Source organism: Hydrogenophaga sp. Root209, from assembly GCF_001428625.1.
Taxonomy (GTDB): domain Bacteria; phylum Pseudomonadota; class Gammaproteobacteria; order Burkholderiales; family Burkholderiaceae_C; genus Hydrogenophaga.
Map to the genome: position 1 here is coordinate 186,792 of NZ_LMIE01000031.1, position 21,700 is coordinate 208,491.

The following is a 21,700-nucleotide window of genomic DNA, read 5'->3' on the forward strand; positions in this document are numbered from 1 at the left end:
TCTGCGTTGTCGGGCGACTCAGGCGGGTGTGCCCTGCTCCGCCGCCACGACGCGCTCGATCACCTTGCGCGACTGCACGCCACCGGCGTCGATGTTGAGCTTGAGCAGCTTGCGCTCGGGAAAGTCGCTGATGTTGCGCTGCTGCCGCTCCAGCATGTCCAGGTCTTCCGAAAAGATCTTGCCCTGGCCTTCGCGGATCTGCGCGGTGAGTGCCTTGTCGCCCGGATTGAACTTGCGCGCCATGCCCCAGAAGTAGTGCATGGAGGTGTCGGTTTCGGGCGTGATGAAGTCCACCACCACGCTGTAGACCTTGTGCTCGGCCGGTGCCTCATAGCCACCGTGGCCGGCGTGGGCCACACCCACTTCGATCATCACGTGGCTTGGCGGCGTGAAGCGGCAGATCTGCCAGCGGTCCACCGGCACGTCGTCGGCCAGGTGGTTGGCACGCAGTGCGGATTTCCAGAACGGAGGTGCGGTGATGTTTTCCATGAAGCGGCTGGTGACCACGGTGTCACCATCGACCACCGTCTTGCACGGCACCTCGTCGATCTCCTTCTGGCCGATGCTGGTGGAGTGCACGTAGGTTTCGTGCGTCAGGTCCATGAGGTTGTCGACCATGAGCCGGTAGTCGGCCTTCACGTGGTAGAGCCCGCCGCCGTATGCCCATTCGGGGTTGTCGTACCACTCCATGTGGGGGATCAGCGCGGCATCGGCCTTGGCCGCTTCACCCGGCCAGACCCAGACGAAGCCGTAACGCTCCTCCACCGGATAGCTGCGGATCGCCGGGAAGCCCCCGACGCGCTGGCCCGGCATGGCGATGGTCTTGCCGTCGCAGCCCATTTCCAGACCGTGGTAGCCGCAGACCAGCTTGCCTTCGCAGACATAGCCCAGCGAGAGCGGAGCGCCGCGGTGCGGGCAGAAGTCTTCCACCGCAGCCACCTTGCCCTGCAACGCCCGGTAGAACACGATGCGCTGGTTGCAGACGGTGCGGCCCAGCGGTTTTTCGTCGATCTCATCGGCCGTGCAGGCCACGTACCAGGTGTTTTTCGGGAACATGCAAGGTCTCCTTGAGTGGGGCAAATCGAATTCATTCAGTATGCTGAATGACCATCAGTATACGGAATGTCTCGGCGAAAAAAAAGGGCGAAAGCTCAGGGTTTACCCGAATCACTCCGACCGGGCGGCACTTTCGTTCAGTTGCACGAACTTGCGCAGCAGGCGCAGAAATTCGGCCTGCTCTGCCGGCTCAAGCGGGGCCAGCAGCTCGCGATACATCGGCGCGACCTTGGGCAGCATGTCGGCCAGCACGGCGAGCCCCTCGGCCGTCAACGTGAGGCTGCGCTGGCGCCGCGGCATCAGCTCGCGCACGATCCAGCCCTTGCTTTCCAGCCGGGTGGCGATGTCGGCGGTGGTCGAGGTGTCCAGCGCCACCTTCTCCGCCAGCGTCACCTGGTCCATGCCGGGGGTGTCCTGCAGTGCCCGCAGGATGGCGTATTGCACCGGCGTTATCTGGCGGCCGTGGGTGCCGTGGAAAGTCGAAACCGCCACCTGATGCGCGCGGCGGATCAGGTGGCCGGGTTCGGCATGCAGCTCGATACCGCTGTCGGGGATGGGGCTGGCGGTCACTGCACGGGGTGCCGAGCGAGAGACGGCGGAGCGGGGAGAAGTCATCGGGTGGGTTCACAGTGGGCCATGTGCGGGACTATAGGTCAGCCGCACAGCGGACCATGCGACGAGCACATCCACCCATGGCGGCGGGCGGGGCGGCTTCCATAATCGACCGACCCCACGCTCCACAACCCTGCTCCACATGTACACCGTTGCTCCACTGGTCGATCTGCTCAAGCCGCTGCGCGCGCTCTGCGCCGTGACGGCCACCGGCAGCACGGTGGCGGCGGCAGAAGCACTCCACCTGTCGCAGTCCTCGGTGGTGCGGGCCATCCAGTCGCTGGAGGCAGATCTGGCAGGCACCCTGTTCGAGCGTTCTGCCCGTGGCATGCAGCCCACGCCCATGGGGCAAGAGCTGGCTCTTCGCGCTTCGCGTGCGCTGAGCCACCTGGCACAGGCCGATGCGCCCGCCCGCCGCTCGGCCAGGAACCACGCGCTGGCCTGGACCGGCAGCCGCCTGGCAGCAGGGGTGGGCGCTCGCCACGTCGGGGTGCTGCTGTCGCTGGCGCAGACCGCTTCAGAGACCGCCAGCGCGGCAGCACTGGGCATCAGCCAGCCGGCCGTGCACCAGACGCTGGCCCAACTGGAGCACATGGCCGGTGCGGCACTGTTCGTGCGTGCGCGCAAGGGCTTGCGCCTGACCGAGGCTGGCGAGGCCACCCAACAGGCTTTCAAGCTGGCCCGGGCCGAGCTGCAACAGGCCAGCGACGCGCTGGCCGCGCAGCGTGGCGTCGTGCAGGGACGCCTGGTCATCGGCACGCTGCCGTTTTCCACCGGGCGCCTGCTGTCCGGGGCGGTGGACCGCGTGCTGCAGTCCCACCCCGGGCTGGCCGTCACCATCGTTGACGGCACCTACGACGCCCTGCTGCACCAGTTGCGCCAGGCCGACATCGACTTCATCGTAGGGGCGACCCGGCCGGCACTTGCAGGCGCCGAGCTGGCGCAGGAAACCCTGTTCCTCGACCGCCTTGCGGTGGTGGCGCGCGCGGCGCACCCACTGGCCGCGCGAAGCCATCTGAGCTGGCAAGACCTGCGCGATTGCGGCTGGATCATGCCCATGCCCAACACGCCCGCGCAGGTGGCGTTCGAGCAGGCGCTGAAAGTGGCGGGAATCCCCATTCCTGCCGATCCCCTGCGCGTGAACAGCGCGTTGATGATGCAGGCACTGCTGGCGCAGAGCGACCGGTTGGCGCTGATGTCGCCGAGACAGGTGCAAGCCGAAATCCGCGCCGGCTTGTTGGTTCAGCTGGGTGTGCCGGTTCGGCACGAGCCGCGAATGATCGGTCTGGTGCGGCGCGCGGACTACCTGCCCACACCGGCCGCGCAGTCTCTGCTTGACGCACTGCGCAGCGTGGCCCGGGACATAGCCGATGATGCTGATGCACACATCGAAATAAGCAAAGTGCATAGGTAGTCCCACAAAAGCATTGGACCTTCCATGGCGGCGGCAGGATCATGCGTGGCCTGTGAAGCCGCCAGCACGCAGCGGCATGCATACGGGAAAACCCGCAACCCACCGGAGACGCACCATGCAGAAACGCAACTTCATCCGCACCGCCGTTGCCCTCGCGCTCGTCGGAGCCCTCGGCCACGTCGCAGCTCAGGACAACACATTCAAGATTGGCCTGATCCTGCCCATGACCGGGCCGTTCGCCTCCACCGGCAAGCAGCTTGAAGCTGCCGCCCGCCTCTACATGGCGCAGAACGGCGACACCGTCGCCGGCAAGAAAGTGCAGCTGATCGTGAAGGACGACACCGGCGCACCCGACGTGACCAAGCGCATCGCACAAGAACTGGTGATCAACGACAAGGTGCAGGTGCTGGCCGGCTTCGGCCTGACGCCGCTGGCCTTCGCCACTGCTCCGGTGGCCACGCAGTCCAAAACGCCACTGGTGGTGATGGCGGCGGCCACCTCCAGCATCACGGAGGCTTCGCCCTACATCGTGCGCACCAGCTTCACCGTGCCGCAGGTCGTCACCGTGCTGGCTGACTGGGCGACCAGGAACAACATCAAGCGCGTGGTGACGCTGGTCACCGACTACGCACCGGGCGTGGACTCCGAGAAGTACTTCAACCAGCGCTTCCAGGCCAACGGTGGCGTGGTGGTCGAGTCGCTGCGCGTGCCTCTGCGCGGCCCCGACTTCGCGCCCTTCCTGCAGAAGGTGCGTGATGCCAAACCCGACGCGCTGTTCACCTTCGTGCCCTCGGGCGCCGGTTCGGCACTGATGAAGCAGTTCGCCGAGCGCGGCCTGGACAAGGCCGGCATCCGCATGATTGCCGAAGGCAGCGTGACCGATGACGACATCCTCAATGGCATGGGCGACGTGGCCCTGGGCGTGGTGACCGCCCACCACTACTCGGCCGCGCACAACTCGCCGCTGAACAAAAAGTTCGTCGAGGCCTTCGGCAAAGCCAACAACGGCATGCGCCCCAACTTCATGGCCGTGGGCGCGTACGACGGCATGCGGGTGATCTACGAAGGCGCCAAAAAAACCAAGGGTGAAGGCGGCGAGGCCTTGCTCAATGCCATGAAAGGCCAGGTGTTCGAGAGCCCGCGCGGTCCGATCTACATCGACGCGCAGACCCGTGATGTGGTGCACAACGTCTACGTTCGCAAGGTCGAGAAGATCAACGGCCAGATGTGGAACACCGAGATCGAAACCGTCACCGACATGAAGGACCCGGGCAAGGCCAAATAAGCCGCGCCCAACCTCCGTTCCCTTCTTTGTCATGACGGCGGGTGCCCAGCGCACCCGCCAGTGAGATGCCACGCCCATGCTGACCATCCTCTTCGACGGCATCGCCTACGGCATGCTTCTGTTCATTCTGGCGGTGGGCCTGTCCGTGACCATGGGCCTGATGAATTTCATCAACCTGGCCCACGGCGCCTTCGCCATGCTCGGCGGCTACCTCACGGTGGCCCTGATGCAGCACCAGGGTCTGCCATTCCTGGCTTGTCTGCCGCTGGCCTTCGGCATCACGGCGCTGGTGGGGGCGGTGCTGGAGCGCACGCTCTACCGGCCCATGTACAAGAAGCCGCATCTGGATCAGGTGCTGTTCTCGATCGGCCTGACTTTCATGGCCGTGGCCGCCACCGATTTCTTCATGGGCTCGCAGCAGCAGATCATCCAGCTGCCCTCGTGGCTGCTCGGGCGCACGGAGCTGTTTGACGGAGCGCTCGGCATGGGGCACTACCGACTCTTCATCATCGCCATCTGCGCGGCGCTCACCGTGGGGCTGCAGTTCATCCTCTCGCGCACCCGCTTCGGCAGCCGGCTGCGCGCCAGCGTGGACGACCCTCGCGTGGCCGCCAGCCTGGGCATCAATGTCAACGTGGTGTTCGCTGCCACGTTCGCGGTGGGCTCGGGCCTGGCGGGCCTGGGCGGTGCTCTGGGCGCAGAGGTGCTGGGGCTGGACCCGAGCTTCCCGTTGAAGTTTCTGGTCTATTTCCTGATCGTGGTTGCCGTCGGCGGCACCTCGTCCATCACCGGCCCGCTGCTGGCGGCGCTGTTGCTGGGCATTGCCGACGTGGCGGGCAAGTACTACATCCCCAAGCTCGGCGGCTTCATCGTCTACACCCTGATGATCGCCATCCTGCTCTGGCGGCCACACGGCCTGTTCTCCCGTCTTGGAGGCGGCAAATGAATCCCACCACCACAAGCTCAACGCCTGCTCGCAGCCTGATGGACCAGGCCCGCTGGCGCCCCTGGGAGCCCGTGCTCTGGCTGGCCGCGCTGGCCGCGCCCTGGCTGCTCAAGGAGCACGCGCTGATCATCAACGAGGTCGCCATCGTCGCGCTGTTTGCGGTCTCGCTGGACCTGATCCTGGGCTACACCGGCATCGTCTCCCTGGGCCATGCGGCCTTCCTGGGCTTCGGGGCGTACAGCGCGGCGCTGTTTGCCAAACACATCCACCCCGACCCGATGGTGGGTCTGGTGGTGGGCACCGCGGCGGCCACCGCACTCGGCGCTCTCAGCTCGCTCACCATCATGCGCGGCACCGATCTCACCCGCATCATGGTCACGCTGGGTCTCACGTTGATCCTGTTCGAGCTGGCCAACAAGCTCGACTGGCTCACCGGCGGTGCCGACGGCCTGCAGGGCGTGGTCATGGGGCCGCTGCTGGGCCGCTTCGAGTTCGATCTGTACGGGCAAGTGGCCGCGGCTTACTCGATCGCGGTGCTGCTGGTGGGTTTTCTGCTGGCGCGCCGGCTGGTGCACTCACCCTTTGGCGCCACCCTCAAGGCGGTGCGCGACAACCGGCTGCGTGCCATGGCCATCGGCATCCCGGTCGCCTCCAGGCTGGCGGTGGTTTACACCATCGCCGCCGGCATGGCCGGCGCGGCCGGCGCCTTGCTGGCACAGACCACAGGTTTCGCCTCGCTCGATGTGTTCTCCATCGAGCGCTCGGCCGACGTGGTGTTGATGCTGGTGATCGGCGGTGTCGGCTGGCTCTACGGCGGTGTGCTCGGCGCGGTGGTGTTCAAGCTGCTGCACGATGTGATTGCCGGCATCACGCCGCAGTACTGGACCTTCTGGGTCGGCCTGTTCCTGGTGGTGCTGGTGCTGGTGGGGCGCGAACGCCTGCTGCGGCCCTGGACCTGGTTTTCGCGCAAGGACGCCGCATGAACGCCCCGATCGACACGAACGCAAAGACCGTTCTGAAGACGGAGGGCCTGGTCAAACGCTTCGGCGGCATTGTCGCCACGCAAGACGTGAGCCTGAACGTGAGCCACGGCGCACGCCACGCGCTCATCGGCCCCAACGGCGCGGGCAAGACCACGCTGATCAACCTGCTGACCGGCGTGCTCGATCCCTCGGCGGGTCGCATCCTGCTCGACGGCGACGACATCACCACGCTCGCACCCCACCAGCGCGTGCGGCGCGGCATGGTGCGCACCTTCCAGATCAACCAGTTGTTCAACAGCCTCACGCCACGGGAAACCCTGGCCATGGTGGTGGCCCAGCACCTGGGTTTGGGTGGACGCTGGTGGCAGCCTCTGGGCCGCCAGCCGGCGGTCAACCAACGCTGCGAACAGTTGCTGGAGCAGTTTCACCTGGCCGATGTGAGCCACGTGCGCACCGAGCACCTGGCCTACGGCAAGCGCCGCCTGCTGGAGATCGCCATCGCCCTGGCGTGCGAGCCGCGCGTGCTGCTGCTCGACGAGCCGGTGGCCGGCGTGCCTGCGGGTGAGCGCGAGGAGCTGCTGCACACCGTGGCCGCACTGCCGGCCGACGTGTCGGTGCTGCTGATCGAGCACGACATGGACCTGGTGTTCGAATTCGCCCGCTTCATCACCGTGCTGGTCAATGGCGCGGTGCTGGTCGAAGGCACACCCGGAGAAATTGCCAACGACCCGCGGGTCAAAGCCGTGTACCTCGGCCATGGGGAGGCCATCCATGGCTGATCTGCTGCACATCGACCACCTGAGCGCCGGCTATGGCGAGGCCGTGGTGCTTCAAGGCGTGAACTTCTCGCTGCCCGAAGGCGAAACACTTGCTCTGCTGGGCCGCAACGGCACTGGCAAGACCACGCTCATGAACACCCTGGCCGGTGCCACGCGCCAGCACGGCGGCAGCATCCGGCTGGCCGGCGTCGAGCTGCACCGGCTGCCGGCGCATGAGCGCGCGGCGGCCGGCATCGGCTGGGTGCCGCAGGAGCGCAACATCTTCAAATCCCTGACGGTGCACGAGAACCTGACGGCGGTGGCGCGCCCGGCGCGCGCCGGCAGCAGCAACCGGCCCTGGACACCCGAGCGCGTGTACGAGCTGTTCCCGCGCCTGGCCGAGCGCAAGACCAACCTGGGCACCCAGCTGTCTGGCGGCGAGCAGCAAATGCTGGCCGTGGGACGCGCGCTGGTCCTCAATCCGCGCCTGCTGCTGCTGGACGAGCCACTGGAAGGCCTGGCGCCCATCATCGTGGAAGAGCTGTTGCGCGCCATTGCGCGCATCACGCGCGACGAAGGGCTCTCGGCCATCATCGTCGAGCAGCATCCGCAGGCGATTCTGCGCATCAGCCACCGCGCGGTGGTACTCGACCATGGCAACGTGGTGCACAACGGCGAAGCCGCGGTGCTGGCCATGCAGCCAGAGCTGCTTGACGGCCTGCTCGGCGTGGTGCGCTCTTCAGGAGCCACGCATGTCGCATGACCCAGCGCCAACGGAACCGCTATTCCTGGTGCCCGGCCTCATGTGTGATGCAGCGGTCTGGCAGCCGGTGTTGCCTGCGCTGTCGCCGGGACGGGCGTGCCATGTGATCGACCACGGCAACGCCGACTCGCTGGAACAGATGGCGCGACAGTTGCTGACCACCGCGCCTGCGCGTTTCGCGATAGCGGGCCATTCCATGGGCGCGCGTGTGGCATTGGAGGTATTGCGCCAGGCCCCCGAGCGCGTGAGCCGTGTCGCCCTGCTCGACACCGGCTACCTGGCGCGCGCCGCCGGCGCCGCGGGGGAAGAAGAGACCCACAAACGCCTGGCGCTTCTGGACGTGGCGCGCAAGCAAGGCGTGCGAGCCATGGCCTTGCAGTGGGTGCGAGGCATGGTGCATCCACAGCGCCTGAGCGATGCAGCGCTCATGGAAGCCATCGTCACCATGTTCGAGCGCAAGAGCGCCGAGACCTTCGAACGCCAGTTGCGTGCGTTGCTGCAGCGACCCGATGCGTCGGGGGTGCTGCGCAGCATCCAGGTCCCGTCGCTCGTGATGTGCGGCCGGCAGGACAGCTGGGCTCCCGTGGCGCAACACCAGGCCATGCACGCGCTGATACCCGGCGCCGCACTCGACGTGGTGGAAAACGCCGGCCACATGGCGCCGATGGAGCAACCCGATGCCGTGGCCTCGCTGCTGTTGCGCTGGCTGAACGCGCAGTGAACCGGAGACCCCTATGACCGCCGCCGATTTCGCCGACATCCCAGGCACCGTGCTGTTTGACGCCCAGCAGTCGCGAAAGGGCTACGCACTCAACCAGTTCTGCATGTCGCTGATGCAGTCGGCCAACCGTGAGCGCTTTCGCGCCGACGAACCCGCCTACCTCGCCGAATGGCCGATGACACCAGAACAGCGCGAAGCGGTGCTTGCCCGCGACATGAACCGCTGCCTGGCCCTGGGTGGCAACGTGTACTTCCTGGTCAAGATCGCTGCCACCGACGGCATCAGCGTGCAGGAGATGGTGGGTGGCATGACCGGGATGAGCGAGGCCGACTACCGCGCCATGATGCTGCGCGGCGGAAGGCCGATCGAGGGCAACCGCTACCTGCACGAGTGGTCCGGGCGCAAAGGATCCGTCTGATGGCCCACGTGAGCGCCAGCGTCTACACCTCGCACGTGCCAGCGATCGGTGCAGCGCTCGACCAGGGACGCGCGGCAGAGCCCTACTGGGCGCCGGTGTTCGGCGGCTACGAGGCCTCGCGCGCCTGGCTGCGCCAACACCCGCCCGATGTGATCGTGCTCGTCTTCAACGACCACGCCACCGCCTTCGGGCCGGACTTGATCCCCACCTTTGCCATCGGCACCGGCGAGCGCTTCGCACCCGCCGACGAAGGCTGGGGCGCACGCCCGGTGCCGATGGTGCAGGGCCACCCCGAGCTGGCCGCCCACATCGCGCAGAGCGTGATCCAGGACGACTTTGACCTCACGCTGGTCAACTGCATGGACGTGGACCACGGCCTGACTGTTCCGCTGTCGCTGCTGTTCGGACAACCGCCGGCGGATGATTTCCGTTGGCCTTGCCCTGTGATCCCGCTGGCCGTCAACGTGATTCAGTACCCCGTGCCCAGCGGTCGGCGTTGCCTCGCGCTGGGCCGCGCGGTGCGCAAAGCCATCGAGAGCTATGGCGAGAATCTGAACGTGCAGGTCTGGGGCACGGGCGGCATGAGCCATCAGCTGCAAGGACAGCGCGCCGGCCTGATCAACCCCACGTTTGACAACGCCTTCATGGACATGCTCACCGCCGTGCCGGAGGCCGCTGCGGCCATCTCTCACGTGGATTTTGTGCGCGAGGCCGGCAGCGAAGGCATCGAGTTGGTGATGTGGCTGATTGCGCGCGGAGCGATGCCCGAACGCCCCGACGGTCGAGCACCGACCTGTGTGCACCGCTTCTATCACGTGCCGGCGTCCAATACCGCCGTGGGCCATCTGGTGCTGACACCATGATCCTTGAACTCGATACCCTGCTGGCCCAACAAGCCTGCCGCGATCTCGTGCTGGCTGCCGCCGAAGCGGTTGATGGCCGCGACTTCCTGGCACTGGCTGCGATGTTCGAACCCGACGGCGTGCTGGTGCGACCCGACGGGGTGGAACTGAGCGGCCGGGATGCCATCGTGGCGGCCTATGCCGCGCGCGACCCCTACCGCCTGACGCGCCACTTGGTGAGCAACCAACGCGTGAGCGTGGACCTGGCCGCCGGCACCGCGCGCGCCACCTGTTCCGTGTTGCTGTGGAGCGGCCGGCACAGCGACGCGGCCACCCCGCGCGGGCGCCCGGCCGATCCGGTGCAGCAGGTGGGCGAGATCCGCGACCTGCTCGCCAAAACACCACAAGGCTGGCGCATCAGCCGCCGGGAAGCGTGGTTCACGCTGTTCCAGACCGGCTCGACGCCGTAGGACCATCAGACGCAAAAAAGCCCTGCACTGCAGGGCTTTTTTGCGATGTCATCGACCTGTTGAAAAGTCGTGAAATCAGGTCTGGCGGAGCGAGAGGGATTCGAACCCTCGATGAGGCTCTACACCCCATACTCCCTTAGCAGGGGAGCACCTTCGGCCACTCGGTCATCGCTCCGGAAGCTGCGTATTATGCCTCAAGTCACCCGCCCTTCTCTCTGGGCGAAGGGATCAACCAGTGATGGTGTCGGCGGTCTGGTCGAGGTCGAATTCGCGATGCAGTGAACGCACGGCCAGTTCCATGTACTTCTCGTCGATCACCACCGAGGTCTTGATCTCCGAGGTCGAGATCATCTGGATGTTGATGCCTTCGGTGCTCAGGCACTTGAACATGCGGCTGGCCACGCCCACGTGGCTGCGCATGCCGATGCCCACGATGCTGACCTTGCAGATGCGCGCATCACCCACCACCTCGGCAGCACCCAGCGCGGGCACGACCTTGGCCTTGAGCAGGTCCACGGTCTTCTGGAAATCGTTGCGGTGCACCGTGAAACTGAAGTCGGTCTTTCCGTCCTTGCTCAGGTTCTGGATGATCACGTCGACTTCGATGTTGGCGTCGGCCACCGCGCCCAGGATCTGGTAGGCGATGCCGGGGGTGTCGGGCACGCCGAGCACGGAGATCTTGGCTTCGTCGCGGTTGAACGCAATGCCGGAAACGACGGCTTGTTCCATGGTTTCTTCTTCCTCAAAAGTGATCAGGGTGCCGGAGGCGGCTTCTTCATTCAGGTCAATGTCCCAGGGCGTGAAGCTGGAGAGCACGCGCAGGGGCACTTTGTACTTGCCGGCGAATTCCACCGAACGGATCTGCAGCACCTTGCTGCCCATGCTGGCCATCTCCAGCATCTCTTCAAAGCTCACGCGCCTGAGGCGGCGCGCTTCGGGCACGACGCGCGGATCGGTGGTGTAGACGCCGTCGACGTCGGTGTAGATCAGGCACTCGGCGGCCTTGAGCGCGGCCGCCACGGCCACGGCCGAGGTGTCGCTGCCGCCGCGACCCAGCGTGGTGATGTGGCCTTCGGGGTCCACGCCCTGGAAGCCGGTGACGATGACGACCTTGCCGGCGGCCAGGTCGGCGCGGATGCGCACGTCGTCGATCGACTCGATGCGGGCCTTGGTGAACGCGCTGTTGGTCTTGATCGGCACCTGCCAACCGGCGTAGCTCACCGATTCCAGACCCTCGGCCTGCAGCGCAATGGCCAGCAGCGCCGAAGAAGCCTGCTCGCCGGTGGAGGCCAGCATGTCGAGTTCGCGGCTGTAGGCGGTGGTGGCCTTGCTCGGTGCGAGCTCCCTGGCAAGGCCGAGCAGGCGGTTGGTCTCACCGCTCATGGCGCTGGGCACCACCACGAGATGGTGGCCCGCGCGGTGCCACTTGGCCACGCGTTTGGCGACGTTGCGGATGCGCTCGGTCGACCCCATGGAGGTGCCGCCGTACTTGTGAACTATCAAGGCCATCGGGTTGGATTGGTTGGGTTGGAAGCGCCGGCTGCGCCGCCGGGCAAAGCCCGCAATTATAGGGCGGGGGTATACCCGAGACACGCTCCGATGCGCTCCACATGGCCCGGACCCACCTTGATGTGGATGCGGTGGCCCCGCGTGGTGCAGGCCGCGATCTGGTCGAGCAGTTCGTCCAGCTGCGCGGTTGCAGCGGCCACGCCCGCGCTGGTGCGCAACCAGTGGCGCAAGGCGTTGGCCTGACGATCGCGCGAGAGCGACTGCAAGCGCACGATCTGCGGCGGCACGCCGGTGTGCGACAGATCGAGAGCAGCCAGCTCATCGAGCAGGCGCTGGGCCTGCGCGGCGTGGCGTGCGCTGCGCGCGAGCATGGGCCGAAATCCGGGGAAGCAGGCTTCCCACGCGGGCATGAGCAGGGCGCGGATGCGATTGCGGGTGAAGCGCGTGTCGGTGTTGCTGGGGTCGTCCACAAAGGCGTGTCCCTGCGCCAGCAACCACGCGCGCAAGTCGCTGGCCGGCACGTCAAGCAAGGGCCGGCCGAAGCGCATGCCCGCGCGCTCGAAGTGTTCAGGCATGGAAGCCATTCCCGGCAACCCTGCGCCGCGGCTCAGCGCGAGCAGCAGCGTCTCGGCCTGGTCGTCTGCATGCTGCCCGAGCAGCACGCCATCGGCACCAACCTCCCGGGCCATGCGCGCCAGGGCGGCGTATCGGGCCAGCCGGGCCGCATCTTCCGGACTCTGTCCCGGCTCGTGCACGGCCTGCACATGCTGCACCTGCAGCGCAATGCCGTGCTGTGCGCAGAACTGGCGTGCCTGTCGCTCAAAGTCGTCGCCAGCCGCCTGCAAGCCGTGGTGCACGTGCAATGCCACCACATGGGCGGGCCAGCGTTGGTGTGCAGCGAGCAGCAGGGCAGTGGAATCGGCGCCGCCGCTGTAGGCCACCGCCACCTTCATCATGTTGGGAGCGCAGCGATCGCACCACCGTGCCAACGCCTGCTCACAGGGGTTGGCGGACGCGGTGCTGCGGGTCACGTCAGCGCTTGTCGCTCTTGCTGTCGGCCTTGGTGTCGGTGAAGCGGCCGTAGCTGTTGAGGCGCGCATAGCGACGGTCCACCAGTTCCTTGACCTTGAGGTCGGTCACCTGGCGCCAAGCATCGCCCAACGCGCGCTTGAGGAAGGCCGCCATCTGCTTGTGATCGCGGTGCGCACCACCCACCGGCTCGTTGACGATCTTGTCAACCAGCCCCAGCGCCTTGAGCCGGTGCGCGGTGATGCCCAGCGCATCGGCCGCGTCGCTGGCGCGGTCGCTCGTCTTCCAGAGGATGGAGGCACAGCCTTCCGGGCTGATCACCGAGTACACCGAGTACTGCAGCATCAGCACCTGGTCGGCCACCGAAATGGCCAGTGCGCCGCCGGAGCCCCCTTCGCCGATGATGGTGGAGATGATGGGCACTTCGAGCTGCGCCATCTCGAAGATGTTGCGCCCGATGGCTTCGGACTGCCCGCGCTCTTCGGCGTCAATGCCGGGGTACGCGCCGGGAGTGTCGACAAAGGTGAAGACCGGCAGGCGGAATTTTTCGGCCAGTTTCATCAGGCGCAGCGCCTTGCGGTAACCCTCGGGCTTGGTCATGCCGAAGTTGCGCAGTCCACGCTCTTTCGTGTCGCGTCCCTTCTGATGGCCCAGCACCATGCAGGGCTGACCATTGAAGCGGGCCAGGCCGCCGACGATGCTCAGGTCGTCGGAGAAATGGCGGTCACCGTGCAGCTCCTGGAAGTGCGTGAAGATCTCGCGCACGTAGTCCAGCGTGTAAGGGCGGTCGGCGTGGCGCGCGATCTTGGTGATCTGCCAGGGCGTGAGGCTGCTGTAGATGTCTTTGGTGAGCTGCAGGCTCTTGCCGGCGAGCTGTTCGATTTCTTCGGAAATGTCGACCGCGGATTCCGTCTGCACGTAGCGCAGTTCCTCGATCTTGGTTTCGAGTTCGGCAATGGGTTGCTCGAAGTCGAGAAAGTTCTTTTTGGCCAAGGTGGACTCCTGTGGTCTTGTGGTGCGAGGCCGGTGTCCTGAAAGTCATCAGGCCATCGGCCATGGCCCGAATCCATCGGGCGCGGTTGTCAACGACGTATCGGGTTCAGTAAGCGACCGGGGCCGGGTCGAGAGAGCGCCAAATATACCAAGTCGCCACGCTGCTGAAAGGGGCCCACGAGCTCGCCACTTCGCGGATTTCGCTGCGGCTTACCGGTTCGCCCGAAAAGTAGCAGCGGCTGATGCCGTTCTGAAGACCAAGGTCGTCCAGCGGTAGTACGTTGGGCCGCATGAGGTGGAAGATGAGAAACATCTCGGCCGTCCAGCGTCCAATGCCGCGGATGGCCACCAGCTCGGCAATGATGGCCTCATCGTCCATCTCCGCCCAGCCTTTCACGTGCACCTGGTCATTGGCGAAGTGCAGCGCCAGGTCCACCAGGTACTCGACCTTGCGGGCCGACAAACCGGCCGCGCGCATGTCGTCGACCTTGAGCTTGAGCACCTGGGCGGGCACCATCTTCTTGGGCAGCACGGCAAACCGGTCCCAGACCGATTGCGCCGCTTTCACCGAGATCTGCTGGCCGACGATGCTGCGCGCCAGCGTCACGAAGGCATCCCCGCGCGATTGCAGGCTCACACCACCGTGCTGCGGGATGAGCTTCTTCATCACGCGGTCGCGCTTCATCAGGTGGCGGCACGCCTCCAACCAGTAGTCGGGCGCATCGGGGCCCACGTCGGGCAGGATGGACGCGACCATCAGGTGCGTTCCCAGGTGGTGCCGGTGGGGCTGTCCTTGAGCACGACGCCCTGCTCCAGCAAGACCTTGCGGATGCGGTCGGCTTCGGCGAAGTCTTTGGCCTGTTTGGCGGCAACGCGCGCGGCAATCTGCGTGGCAATGGTTGCTTCATCCAGACCGTCTGTCGACCCTGCCCCGCCCTGCAGGTAGGCCGCGGGATCGGCTTGCAGCAAACCCAGCGTGCCACCCAGCGCCCTCAGCAAACCCGCCAACGCAGGATCCTTGCTGCGGTTGACCTCGCCGGCCAACTCGAACAGCACGGCCACCGCCTCGGGTGTGCCGAAGTCTTCGTCCATCGCCGCGCGGAAACGCTGCGCGTGCGGCTGGCTCCAGTCAATCGCGGCCATGGGCGCGGGCGGCACCAGCGAGAGCGCGGTGTACAGGCGTTTGAGCGCGCCACGGGCGTCGTCCAGGTGCACATCGCTGTAGTTCAGCGCGCTGCGGTAGTGCGCGCGCAGGATGAAGAAGCGCACCGTCTCCGGGTCGTACTTCGCCAGCACCTCGCGGATGGTGAAGAAGTTGCCCAGGCTCTTGGACATCTTTTCGTTGTCCACTCGCACGAAGCCGTTGTGCATCCAGAAGCGCGCCAGGGGTTGGCCGGTGGCGCCTTCGCTCTGGGCGATCTCGTTTTCGTGGTGCGGAAACTGCAGGTCGGCGCCGCCGCCGTGGATGTCGAAGGTCTCACCCAGCGTGGCGCAGCTCATGGCCGAGCACTCGATGTGCCAACCCGGGCGACCTGCACCGTAAGCGCTGGCCCATTGGGCTTCGGCCGGTTCGTCGGGCTTGGCCGACTTCCAGAGCACGAAGTCCAGCGGGTCGTTCTTGTCGCTGGCCACGGCCACACGTTCGCCAGCGCGCAGGTCGTCAAGCGACTTGCCGGAGAGCTTGCCGTAGCCCTCGAACTTGCGCACGGCGAAGTTCACGTCGCCGTTGTCGGACTGGTAGGCCAAGCCCTTCTTCTGCAGCGTGTCGATCAGCGACAGCATCTGCGGCACGTACTCGGTGGCGCGCGGCTCCAGGCTCGGGGGCTCGATGCCCAGCAGGCCGATGTCCTGGTGCATGGCGGCGGTCATCTCGTCGGTGAGGGCCCGAAGCGTGATGCCGCGTTCGACCGCGCGCTTGATGATCTTGTCGTCGATGTCGGTGATGTTGCGAACGTAAGTCACTCGGTAACCGCTCACCTTCAGCCAGCGCTGCACCACGTCAAACGCCATCATCATGCGGGCGTGGCCGATGTGGCACAGGTCGTAGATCGTCATGCCGCAGACGTACATGCGCACATGACCGGGTTCGATCGGCTGGAAGTCCTCCAGGCGGCGCGTGAGCGTGTTGTGGATTTTCAGGGTCATGTCGGGAAAGCGGGCACGGGTTCAGCGCGGCGAAACGGGGTGGAAAACCTGACGCGGCAGCTGGTGCGGCCGACCTGTGTCACACAGGCCACGCGGGGTGCTGCGGGCGGTCTGGATCAGCCATGAGAAACAGACCCCTCAGATACAATGCGCCAGTATATCCAGCCCGACGATGCGTGCCATGCAACGTCGGGCCTTCGATCAACGTGTCGCTGGATGCAACCGTCTTGCGGTGGCCCAGGTTCGCTCTCCGAGGTCCCATGTCCCACCCTGTGAATCTTCAAACCACCCTGCGTGGTACCGCTCCCTTCGTGGTTCGCTCCGGCATGGCTTCGCGTTTGCGCAGCCTGGCGGTGGCGGTGGCCATCGGACTGGGCACGTCGATGGCCTTGGCGCAGAACGAGGAGTACGCCGAAGTCAACCGCCTGTTGCGCAGTGGCCAACTGGCCGAGGCTCTGTCCAAGGCCGACCAGTACCTGGTGGGCAAGGCTCGCGACCCGCAGATGCGCTTCATCAAGGGCGTGATCCTCACCGAGAGCGGCAAGACACAAGACGCGATCACGACCTTCAGCAAGCTCACCGAAGACTTCCCCGAACTGCCCGAGCCCTACAACAACCTCGCCGTGCTCTACGCCGGCCAGAGCCAGTTCGACAAGGCACGTGCCGCGCTCGAGATGGCGATCCGCACCAACCCGAGCTACGCCACCGCCCACGAAAACCTGGGCGATGTGTATGCCAAGCTCGCCAGCCAGGCCTACAGCAAGGCGCTGCAGCTCGACGGCACCAACCCCGCCGTGGCTCCCAAGCTCAGCCTGATCCGCAACCTGTTTGCAGCCGACACCCGCTCGGGTGGTGCGGCGGCTTCGGTGGCCGCGGCTCCTGCCAGCGCCCCGGCAACGGCCAAACCGGCCAGCCCGGCGCCCGTGGCGGCGGTCACCAAGCCGGCCAGCCCCGCTGCGGCAGCGACTGCGCCCGCGGTGGCGGCCGATGCCCAGCGTGAAGTCGAGGCGGCCGTGCGCACCTGGGCCGGCGCTTGGTCATCCAAGGACATGAGCGCCTATCTCGGCGCGTACGCCAGCAGCTTCGCACCGCCCGGTGGCCAGGCCCGCAAGGCCTGGGAGTCGGATCGCCGTGCCCGCATCGAACCCCGCACGCGCATCGGGGTGGACGTGAGTGATCTGGAAGTCACGGTCAACGCCGACAAGGCCACCGCCAGGTTCCGCCAGGACTACACCTCCGACACCCTCAACGTCACCAGCCGCAAAACGCTCGAGATGGTCAAGAGCGGCAGTCGCTGGCTGATCGTGCGCGAATCCACGGGCTCTTGATGGCCGGTCGGAGGATGGGTCAACGCGGTCATGCCAGTGTGCCCGCGGGTCTGCTGGGGCAAGGACCGGGCATGAGCCGACGCGCCGCCTGGGTGCTAGGCGCGCTGGCGGGGGGCGTGCTGCTTGTCGTGCTCATCAACGCCGGCCGACAAGACGTGGCACTGGCCAACAGCCCCGGTCCAGTCACTTCCCTCGACACCATCGAACCTTCGCTGCTCAACCAGGCCATGGCCCGCGTTCAAGACGCGGCGCGCAGCCAGTTGCCGGTCAACCCTTCGGGCCTGGAGACCACCAGTCTGACCGCCGCGCGATTCGATGCGGTCAAGCCGATGCTGGGGCAGGCCGAAGCGCGCCTGATCGGGATCTATCAGCTCATCAGCCAGGGCCAGCACCGGGAAGCGCTCGCGCTGGCCGACAAGCTGGTCAAGGATCACCCCAATTTCCAGTTGGCCCACCTGGTGCACGGTGATCTGTTGAGCCTGCAGGCACGGCCAGTGCGCCAGCTCGGTGACGTGCCCGACACCAAGGCCCTGGCCGCCAGCCAGCAACTGTCCACGCTGCGCGAAGAGTCGCGCCGCCGCCTGCTGGCACTCACCGAACGCCCGCCCGAAGGCAGCATTCCCACCCAGTTCCTCACGCTTGCACCACAGAGCCGCCACGCCATTGCCATCGACGCATCGCGCTCGCGCCTGTACCTGTTCGAAAACCTCAAGCCGGCGCGCCCCAGCCCCGATGCCGACCGCCAGCCCAGGTTGCGGCTGGTCGCAGACTTCTACATTTCGGTGGGTCTGTCCGGCATTGAAAAAACCGTCGAGGGTGACAAGCGCACGCCGCTGGGCGTGTACTACATCACCAGCAGCCTGAACCCCGCCGATCTGCCCGACCTCTACGGCGTGGGAGCCCTGCCCATCAACTATCCAAACCCGCTGGACGTGCAGCGCGGCAAAACCGGCAGTGGCATCTGGCTGCACGGCACGCCCAGCGAGCAGTTCGTGCGCGCGCCGCAGGCGTCGGACGGATGTGTCGTGCTGTCCAACCCGGACCTCGAGCGCGTGCTCGCCACGGTGCAGATTCGCACCACACCGGTGGTCATTGCACCCGAACTGCAGTGGGCCCAACCCGACGCTCTGAGCAGCGACCGCGAGCAGTTCGAAAGCGTGCTGGAGGCCTGGCGCCGCAGCCGCAGCGAAGGCAAGCTGACCGAACTCAAAGGGTTTTATTCAAACCGCTTCTCGAACCAGGGCCGCGATCTGGCTCAATGGTGGCCCAGGGTGGAGGGCGAACTGCGCAGCACCGGCCCGCGCGAGCTGGCGATCAAGGACCTGTCGGTCCTGCGCTGGAGCGACACCGATGACACCCGCGTCGTCACGTTCGGCGAGGTCGCGGCAGGCCAGAGCCGCGGCGTGACCAAGCGCCAGTACTGGATCCGCGAAAGCGACCGCTGGACCATCTTCTTCGAAGGAACCCTCTGATGACAATGCACGCCCTCAACCCGCTGCGCCGTGGAATGCTCGGCGCCCTCGCCGTGACTGCTTCCATGGTCTGGCTGCCCTCCATGGCACAGGACGCCCCACCCCGCGTGAAGCTCACCACCTCCATGGGTGACATCGTGCTGGAGCTCTACCCCGACAAGGCGCCCAAGACGGTCGAGAACTTCCTGCAGTACGTGAAAGACAAGCACTACGACGGCACGGTGTTTCACCGCGTGATCAGCAACTTCATGGTCCAAGGCGGTGGCTTTGACGCCAGCTACAAACAGAAGCCCACCCGCGCGCCCGTGGTGCACGAAGGCCAGGCCGCGCTGCAGCGCGGGGGCCCGCGCAACACGGTCGGCACGGTGGCGATGGCCCGCACCAACGACCCGCAGTCCGCTTCGTCACAGTTCTTCATCAACGTCCAGAACAACGCCTTCCTCGACCCCACCCCGATCCCCCCCGGGGACCCGGTGCCCCAGTTCGAGTACCGCGGCAAGGTCTACAAGGACGTGCCGCGCGCGAGCCTGCTCAACGCCGGCGAGCTCTACGGCTACACCGTGTTCGGCAAAGTCGTCTCGGGCATGGACGTGGTCAACAAGATCAAGGAAACCCCGACCGGCTCCGGCGGCCCGTTTCCCACCGACGTTCCCAAAACCCCCATCACCATCCTCAAAGCCACCCTGGAGAAATGACCATGGCCAACCCCCAAGTCGAACTGCACATCACCGGTCACGGTGTCATCACGATCGAACTCGACGCTGAAAAAGCCCCCCTGTCCGCCGCCAACTTCCTGGCCTACGTGAACAAGGGCCACTACAACAACACCGTGTTCCACCGCGTCATCCCTGGTTTCATGGTGCAAGGCGGCGGCTTCGAGCCCGGCATGACCCAAAAGCCCACCGACGCGCCGATCACCAACGAGGCCAACAATGGCCTGAAGAACGACACCTACACCCTGGCCATGGCGCGCACCAGCGACCCGCACTCGGCCACCGCGCAGTTCTTCATCAACGTCTCCAACAACGGTTTCCTCAACCACACCGCGCCCAGCGCGCAGGGTTGGGGCTATGCCGTGTTCGGCAAGGTGGTTGCGGGCGCCGACATCGTCAAGAAAATTGAAGGCTTGCCCACCGGTCGCAAGGGATTCCACGACGACGTCCCGAAGGACGACGTCGTGATCGAAAAAGCCGTCGCTCTGTGACCCCGGGGGCTTGGCCCCTGGCAGCCCCTGGTTTGATGTCCACGCCCTCCTTCGACCCCTCTTCCGACCGCTCTGCCCAGTTGCGCGCACCCGCGCACTGGCAAGCGGTCGAGTTCATTTCAGACCTGCACCTGCAGCCCGGCGAGCCGAAGACCTTCGAGGTCTGGCGCGCCTTTCTGCAGCGCCCCGCGCACGAACGGGCCGACGCCCTCTTCATCCTGGGCGACCTGTTCGAGGTCTGGGTGGGTGACGACGTGCTCGACTCCAGCGCCTCCACCGACCAGGCCTTCTGGCGCGCTTGCGCCGATGCGCTCAAAGCGTTCAGCCTGCACACCCCTGTGCATTTCATGGCTGGCAACCGCGACTTCCTGCTGGGTGCCGAAGGCCTCAAGGCCTGCGGCATGCAGGGATTGAGCGATCCGACCGCACTCGATTTCCTGGGCCAGCACTGGTTGCTCAGCCATGGCGACGCGCTGTGCCTGGCCGACACCGACTACATGCGTTTTCGCGAGCAGGTTCGCCAGCCCATCTGGCAACGTGAGTTCCTGGCCCGCCCCTTGGCCGAACGCACCGCGATAGCGCGCGGTCTGCGCGAGCAGAGTGAGGCGCGCAAACGCAGCACCGCGAGCGACCCCAGCCTGTGGGCCGATGTGGACACCACCGCGGCACGCGACTCCCTGCAGGCCGCCGGCGCCAGCACCTTGATCCATGGCCACACCCACCGTCCGGCCGAACACACCCTGGGCAACGGCCTGCAGCGCGTGGTGCTCAGCGACTGGGACGCCGCCGCTCAACCACCGCGCGCAGAGGTGCTGCGACTCGACGCACGGGGGCTGCGCCGCCTCCCCCTGCCGCTGTCATGATCGATCTGCTCCAGCGCCTGCTGCCGCGCTCGCTGCGCCAACCGACACCGGTACCCGACGCGCTCTGGCAATCCACCCTCATCGCCCACCCGTTCCTGTCGGCGCTCGACCGAGAAGAGCGCGCGCGCCTGCGCCTGCTGAGCACGCACTTCCTGGCGGAGAAGGAGTTCCACGGCGCCAACGGCCTGGCGCTCACCGACGCGATGGCGCTCGCCATCGCGGCGCAGGCGTGCCTGCCGCTGTTGCACATGCACGGCACGTCGGGTGACGCGGTGCGCGATCCTCTGAAGCTGCTCGACTGGTACGGCGATTTCGTCGGCATCGTGGTGCAGCCTGGTGCCGTGGTGGCGCGGCGCAAGACCACCGACGGTGCGGGCGTGGTCCACCACTACGACGAAGTGCTGGCCGGCGAAGCCATGGACCGCGGACCGCTGATGTTGAGCTGGGAGGAAGTCGCCCACGCCAGCGTGGCCGCGCACAGCGGCAGCAATGTCGTGATCCACGAGTTCGTGCACAAGATGGACATGCGCGGCATCTCGCTCGGGGAACACCCGGACGGCGCCCCACCGCTGCCCAAAGGGTTCATGGGCACGCGCAGCGCCTCGGAGGCCAGGGGTGTGTGGCGTCAAACGATGCAGCTCGCCTTCGATGGATTCCGCGAGGCGGTCACCATGGCCGAGCGCTTCGGCGCCGAGCGCCCATGGCTCGACGACTACGCGGCCAAGGATCCCGCCGAGTTTTTCGCCGTCACCTGCGAGGGCTACTTCGTGAGCCGCGACCGATTCGCGCAGGAATTTCCCGCGCTGGTGGCGCTGTACGACGGATTTTTCAGACCCGCCTCCAGCACCATGAAAAAGGCCCGTGCAGACTGAGTCTGCGCGGGCCTTGC

23 protein-coding genes and 1 tRNA gene are annotated in these 21,700 nt (G+C 66.2%); 16 read left to right on the forward strand and 8 right to left on the reverse strand.

Going from position 1 to position 21,700, the window contains the following annotated elements; genetic code table 11:
- Positions 1-18: 18 nt before the first annotated feature.
- Together ASE11_RS19375 and ASE11_RS19380 are read right to left on the reverse strand one after the other, a co-directional pair.
- Entirely contained in the window at positions 19-1,056 is a 1,038-nt protein-coding gene (locus ASE11_RS19375; RefSeq protein ID WP_056275358.1) for an aromatic ring-hydroxylating oxygenase subunit alpha, read from the reverse strand.
- Between the two features lie 111 nt (positions 1,057-1,167).
- On the reverse strand, positions 1,168-1,671 hold the full coding sequence (locus tag ASE11_RS19380; RefSeq protein WP_082585874.1) for a MarR family winged helix-turn-helix transcriptional regulator: 504 nt from the start codon (positions 1,669-1,671) through the stop codon (positions 1,168-1,170).
- 139 nt (positions 1,672-1,810) lie between these two features.
- Here ASE11_RS19380 and ASE11_RS19385 point away from each other — a divergent pair, with 139 nt between their 5' ends.
- From ASE11_RS19385 to ASE11_RS19430, 10 genes are all read left to right on the forward strand, one after another.
- Positions 1,811-3,082, forward strand: coding sequence for a LysR family transcriptional regulator (locus tag ASE11_RS19385; protein WP_056275363.1), 1,272 nt, complete (start codon positions 1,811-1,813; stop codon positions 3,080-3,082).
- Positions 3,083-3,197: 115 nt separating this feature from the next.
- Complete coding sequence (locus ASE11_RS19390; protein ID WP_056275366.1) at positions 3,198-4,367, forward strand: ABC transporter substrate-binding protein; 1,170 nt, start codon at positions 3,198-3,200, stop codon at positions 4,365-4,367.
- 76 nt (positions 4,368-4,443) lie between these two features.
- Positions 4,444-5,313 (forward strand): branched-chain amino acid ABC transporter permease, encoded by an 870-nt coding sequence (locus ASE11_RS19395; RefSeq protein ID WP_056275369.1) that lies wholly within the window; start codon positions 4,444-4,446, stop codon positions 5,311-5,313.
- On the forward strand, positions 5,310-6,296 hold the full coding sequence (locus ASE11_RS19400; protein ID WP_056275372.1) for a branched-chain amino acid ABC transporter permease: 987 nt from the start codon (positions 5,310-5,312) through the stop codon (positions 6,294-6,296). The genes ASE11_RS19395 and ASE11_RS19400 overlap by 4 nt, the downstream gene beginning before the upstream one ends.
- Complete coding sequence (locus tag ASE11_RS19405; RefSeq protein ID WP_056275376.1) at positions 6,293-7,075, forward strand: ABC transporter ATP-binding protein; 783 nt, start codon at positions 6,293-6,295, stop codon at positions 7,073-7,075. The genes ASE11_RS19400 and ASE11_RS19405 overlap by 4 nt, the downstream gene beginning before the upstream one ends.
- The gene (locus tag ASE11_RS19410) at positions 7,068-7,817 is read left to right on the forward strand and encodes an ABC transporter ATP-binding protein (protein WP_056275379.1); all 750 of its coding nucleotides are present in this window, start codon (positions 7,068-7,070) and stop codon (positions 7,815-7,817) included. Before ASE11_RS19405 ends, ASE11_RS19410 begins: the two co-directional genes overlap by 8 nt.
- A complete protein-coding gene (locus ASE11_RS19415) occupies positions 7,807-8,538 on the forward strand; it encodes an alpha/beta fold hydrolase (protein WP_056275382.1) in 732 nt (243 codons plus the stop codon). The genes ASE11_RS19410 and ASE11_RS19415 overlap by 11 nt, the downstream gene beginning before the upstream one ends.
- A gap of 13 nt (positions 8,539-8,551) precedes the next feature.
- Positions 8,552-8,956 (forward strand): protocatechuate 4,5-dioxygenase subunit alpha, encoded by a 405-nt coding sequence (ligA, locus tag ASE11_RS19420; RefSeq protein WP_056275385.1) that lies wholly within the window; start codon positions 8,552-8,554, stop codon positions 8,954-8,956.
- Positions 8,956-9,819, forward strand: coding sequence for a class III extradiol dioxygenase subunit beta (locus ASE11_RS19425; RefSeq protein ID WP_056275387.1), 864 nt, complete (start codon positions 8,956-8,958; stop codon positions 9,817-9,819). Before ligA ends, ASE11_RS19425 begins: the two co-directional genes overlap by 1 nt.
- Positions 9,816-10,268, forward strand: coding sequence for a nuclear transport factor 2 family protein (locus ASE11_RS19430; protein WP_082585875.1), 453 nt, complete (start codon positions 9,816-9,818; stop codon positions 10,266-10,268). Before ASE11_RS19425 ends, ASE11_RS19430 begins: the two co-directional genes overlap by 4 nt.
- Positions 10,269-10,350: 82 nt before the next feature.
- Here the strand turns inward: ASE11_RS19430 and ASE11_RS19435 are convergent.
- From ASE11_RS19435 to cysS, 6 genes are all read right to left on the reverse strand, one after another.
- Positions 10,351-10,443 (reverse strand) — tRNA-Ser (locus tag ASE11_RS19435).
- Between the two features lie 53 nt (positions 10,444-10,496).
- Positions 10,497-11,777, reverse strand: coding sequence for an aspartate kinase (locus ASE11_RS19440; protein WP_056275390.1), 1,281 nt, complete (start codon positions 11,775-11,777; stop codon positions 10,497-10,499).
- 56 nt (positions 11,778-11,833) lie between these two features.
- Positions 11,834-12,808: a tRNA lysidine(34) synthetase TilS gene (gene tilS, locus ASE11_RS19445; protein ID WP_414842469.1), complete on the reverse strand. Its 975-nt coding sequence runs from the start codon at positions 12,806-12,808 to the stop codon at positions 11,834-11,836.
- 1 nt (position 12,809) lies between these two features.
- A complete protein-coding gene (locus tag ASE11_RS19450) occupies positions 12,810-13,799 on the reverse strand; it encodes an acetyl-CoA carboxylase carboxyltransferase subunit alpha (protein ID WP_056275395.1) in 990 nt (329 codons plus the stop codon).
- 106 nt (positions 13,800-13,905) lie between these two features.
- Positions 13,906-14,556 (reverse strand): DNA-3-methyladenine glycosylase family protein, encoded by a 651-nt coding sequence (locus ASE11_RS19455; RefSeq protein WP_056275398.1) that lies wholly within the window; start codon positions 14,554-14,556, stop codon positions 13,906-13,908.
- On the reverse strand, positions 14,556-15,944 hold the full coding sequence (gene cysS / locus ASE11_RS19460) for a cysteine--tRNA ligase (RefSeq protein WP_056275401.1): 1,389 nt from the start codon (positions 15,942-15,944) through the stop codon (positions 14,556-14,558). Before cysS ends, ASE11_RS19455 begins: the two co-directional genes overlap by 1 nt.
- A 326-nt stretch (positions 15,945-16,270) precedes the next feature.
- On the opposite strand from cysS, the gene ASE11_RS19465 reads away from it, so the two are divergent.
- From ASE11_RS19465 to ASE11_RS19490, 6 genes are all read left to right on the forward strand, one after another.
- Entirely contained in the window at positions 16,271-17,272 is a 1,002-nt protein-coding gene (locus ASE11_RS19465) for a nuclear transport factor 2 family protein (protein ID WP_056276383.1), read from the forward strand.
- A gap of 71 nt (positions 17,273-17,343) precedes the next feature.
- A complete protein-coding gene (locus ASE11_RS19470; protein WP_056275404.1) occupies positions 17,344-18,744 on the forward strand; it encodes a L,D-transpeptidase in 1,401 nt (466 codons plus the stop codon).
- The gene (locus ASE11_RS19475) at positions 18,744-19,439 is read left to right on the forward strand and encodes a peptidylprolyl isomerase (protein ID WP_056275407.1); all 696 of its coding nucleotides are present in this window, start codon (positions 18,744-18,746) and stop codon (positions 19,437-19,439) included. The genes ASE11_RS19470 and ASE11_RS19475 overlap by 1 nt, the downstream gene beginning before the upstream one ends.
- A gap of 2 nt (positions 19,440-19,441) precedes the next feature.
- Positions 19,442-19,948 (forward strand): peptidylprolyl isomerase, encoded by a 507-nt coding sequence (locus ASE11_RS19480; protein ID WP_056275409.1) that lies wholly within the window; start codon positions 19,442-19,444, stop codon positions 19,946-19,948.
- A 35-nt stretch (positions 19,949-19,983) separates the two neighbouring features.
- Positions 19,984-20,811: a UDP-2,3-diacylglucosamine diphosphatase gene (locus tag ASE11_RS19485; protein WP_056275412.1), complete on the forward strand. Its 828-nt coding sequence runs from the start codon at positions 19,984-19,986 to the stop codon at positions 20,809-20,811.
- Positions 20,808-21,683, forward strand: a complete 876-nt coding sequence (locus ASE11_RS19490; RefSeq protein ID WP_056275415.1) for a zinc-dependent peptidase — start codon at positions 20,808-20,810, stop codon at positions 21,681-21,683. Before ASE11_RS19485 ends, ASE11_RS19490 begins: the two co-directional genes overlap by 4 nt.
- The last annotated feature ends 17 nt before the right edge of the window (positions 21,684-21,700 follow it).

Coding starts and splice junctions, on each gene's coding strand:
- ASE11_RS19375 (WP_056275358.1), bottom strand. CDS start 1,056: ATGTTCCCGAAAAACACCTGGTACGTGGCCTGCACGGCCGATGAGATC.
- ASE11_RS19380 (WP_082585874.1), bottom strand. CDS start 1,671: ATGACTTCTCCCCGCTCCGCCGTCTCTCGCTCGGCACCCCGTGCAGTG.
- ASE11_RS19385 (WP_056275363.1), top strand. CDS start 1,811: ATGTACACCGTTGCTCCACTGGTCGATCTGCTCAAGCCGCTGCGCGCG.
- ASE11_RS19390 (WP_056275366.1), top strand. CDS start 3,198: ATGCAGAAACGCAACTTCATCCGCACCGCCGTTGCCCTCGCGCTCGTC.
- ASE11_RS19395 (WP_056275369.1), top strand. CDS start 4,444: ATGCTGACCATCCTCTTCGACGGCATCGCCTACGGCATGCTTCTGTTC.
- ASE11_RS19400 (WP_056275372.1), top strand. CDS start 5,310: ATGAATCCCACCACCACAAGCTCAACGCCTGCTCGCAGCCTGATGGAC.
- ASE11_RS19405 (WP_056275376.1), top strand. CDS start 6,293: ATGAACGCCCCGATCGACACGAACGCAAAGACCGTTCTGAAGACGGAG.
- ASE11_RS19410 (WP_056275379.1), top strand. CDS start 7,068: ATGGCTGATCTGCTGCACATCGACCACCTGAGCGCCGGCTATGGCGAG.
- ASE11_RS19415 (WP_056275382.1), top strand. CDS start 7,807: ATGTCGCATGACCCAGCGCCAACGGAACCGCTATTCCTGGTGCCCGGC.
- ligA (WP_056275385.1), top strand. CDS start 8,552: ATGACCGCCGCCGATTTCGCCGACATCCCAGGCACCGTGCTGTTTGAC.
- ASE11_RS19425 (WP_056275387.1), top strand. CDS start 8,956: ATGGCCCACGTGAGCGCCAGCGTCTACACCTCGCACGTGCCAGCGATC.
- ASE11_RS19430 (WP_082585875.1), top strand. CDS start 9,816: ATGATCCTTGAACTCGATACCCTGCTGGCCCAACAAGCCTGCCGCGAT.
- ASE11_RS19440 (WP_056275390.1), bottom strand. CDS start 11,777: ATGGCCTTGATAGTTCACAAGTACGGCGGCACCTCCATGGGGTCGACC.
- ASE11_RS19455 (WP_056275398.1), bottom strand. CDS start 14,556: ATGGTCGCGTCCATCCTGCCCGACGTGGGCCCCGATGCGCCCGACTAC.
- cysS (WP_056275401.1), bottom strand. CDS start 15,944: ATGACCCTGAAAATCCACAACACGCTCACGCGCCGCCTGGAGGACTTC.
- ASE11_RS19465 (WP_056276383.1), top strand. CDS start 16,271: ATGGCTTCGCGTTTGCGCAGCCTGGCGGTGGCGGTGGCCATCGGACTG.
- ASE11_RS19470 (WP_056275404.1), top strand. CDS start 17,344: ATGAGCCGACGCGCCGCCTGGGTGCTAGGCGCGCTGGCGGGGGGCGTG.
- ASE11_RS19475 (WP_056275407.1), top strand. CDS start 18,744: ATGACAATGCACGCCCTCAACCCGCTGCGCCGTGGAATGCTCGGCGCC.
- ASE11_RS19480 (WP_056275409.1), top strand. CDS start 19,442: ATGGCCAACCCCCAAGTCGAACTGCACATCACCGGTCACGGTGTCATC.
- ASE11_RS19485 (WP_056275412.1), top strand. CDS start 19,984: ATGTCCACGCCCTCCTTCGACCCCTCTTCCGACCGCTCTGCCCAGTTG.
- ASE11_RS19490 (WP_056275415.1), top strand. CDS start 20,808: ATGATCGATCTGCTCCAGCGCCTGCTGCCGCGCTCGCTGCGCCAACCG.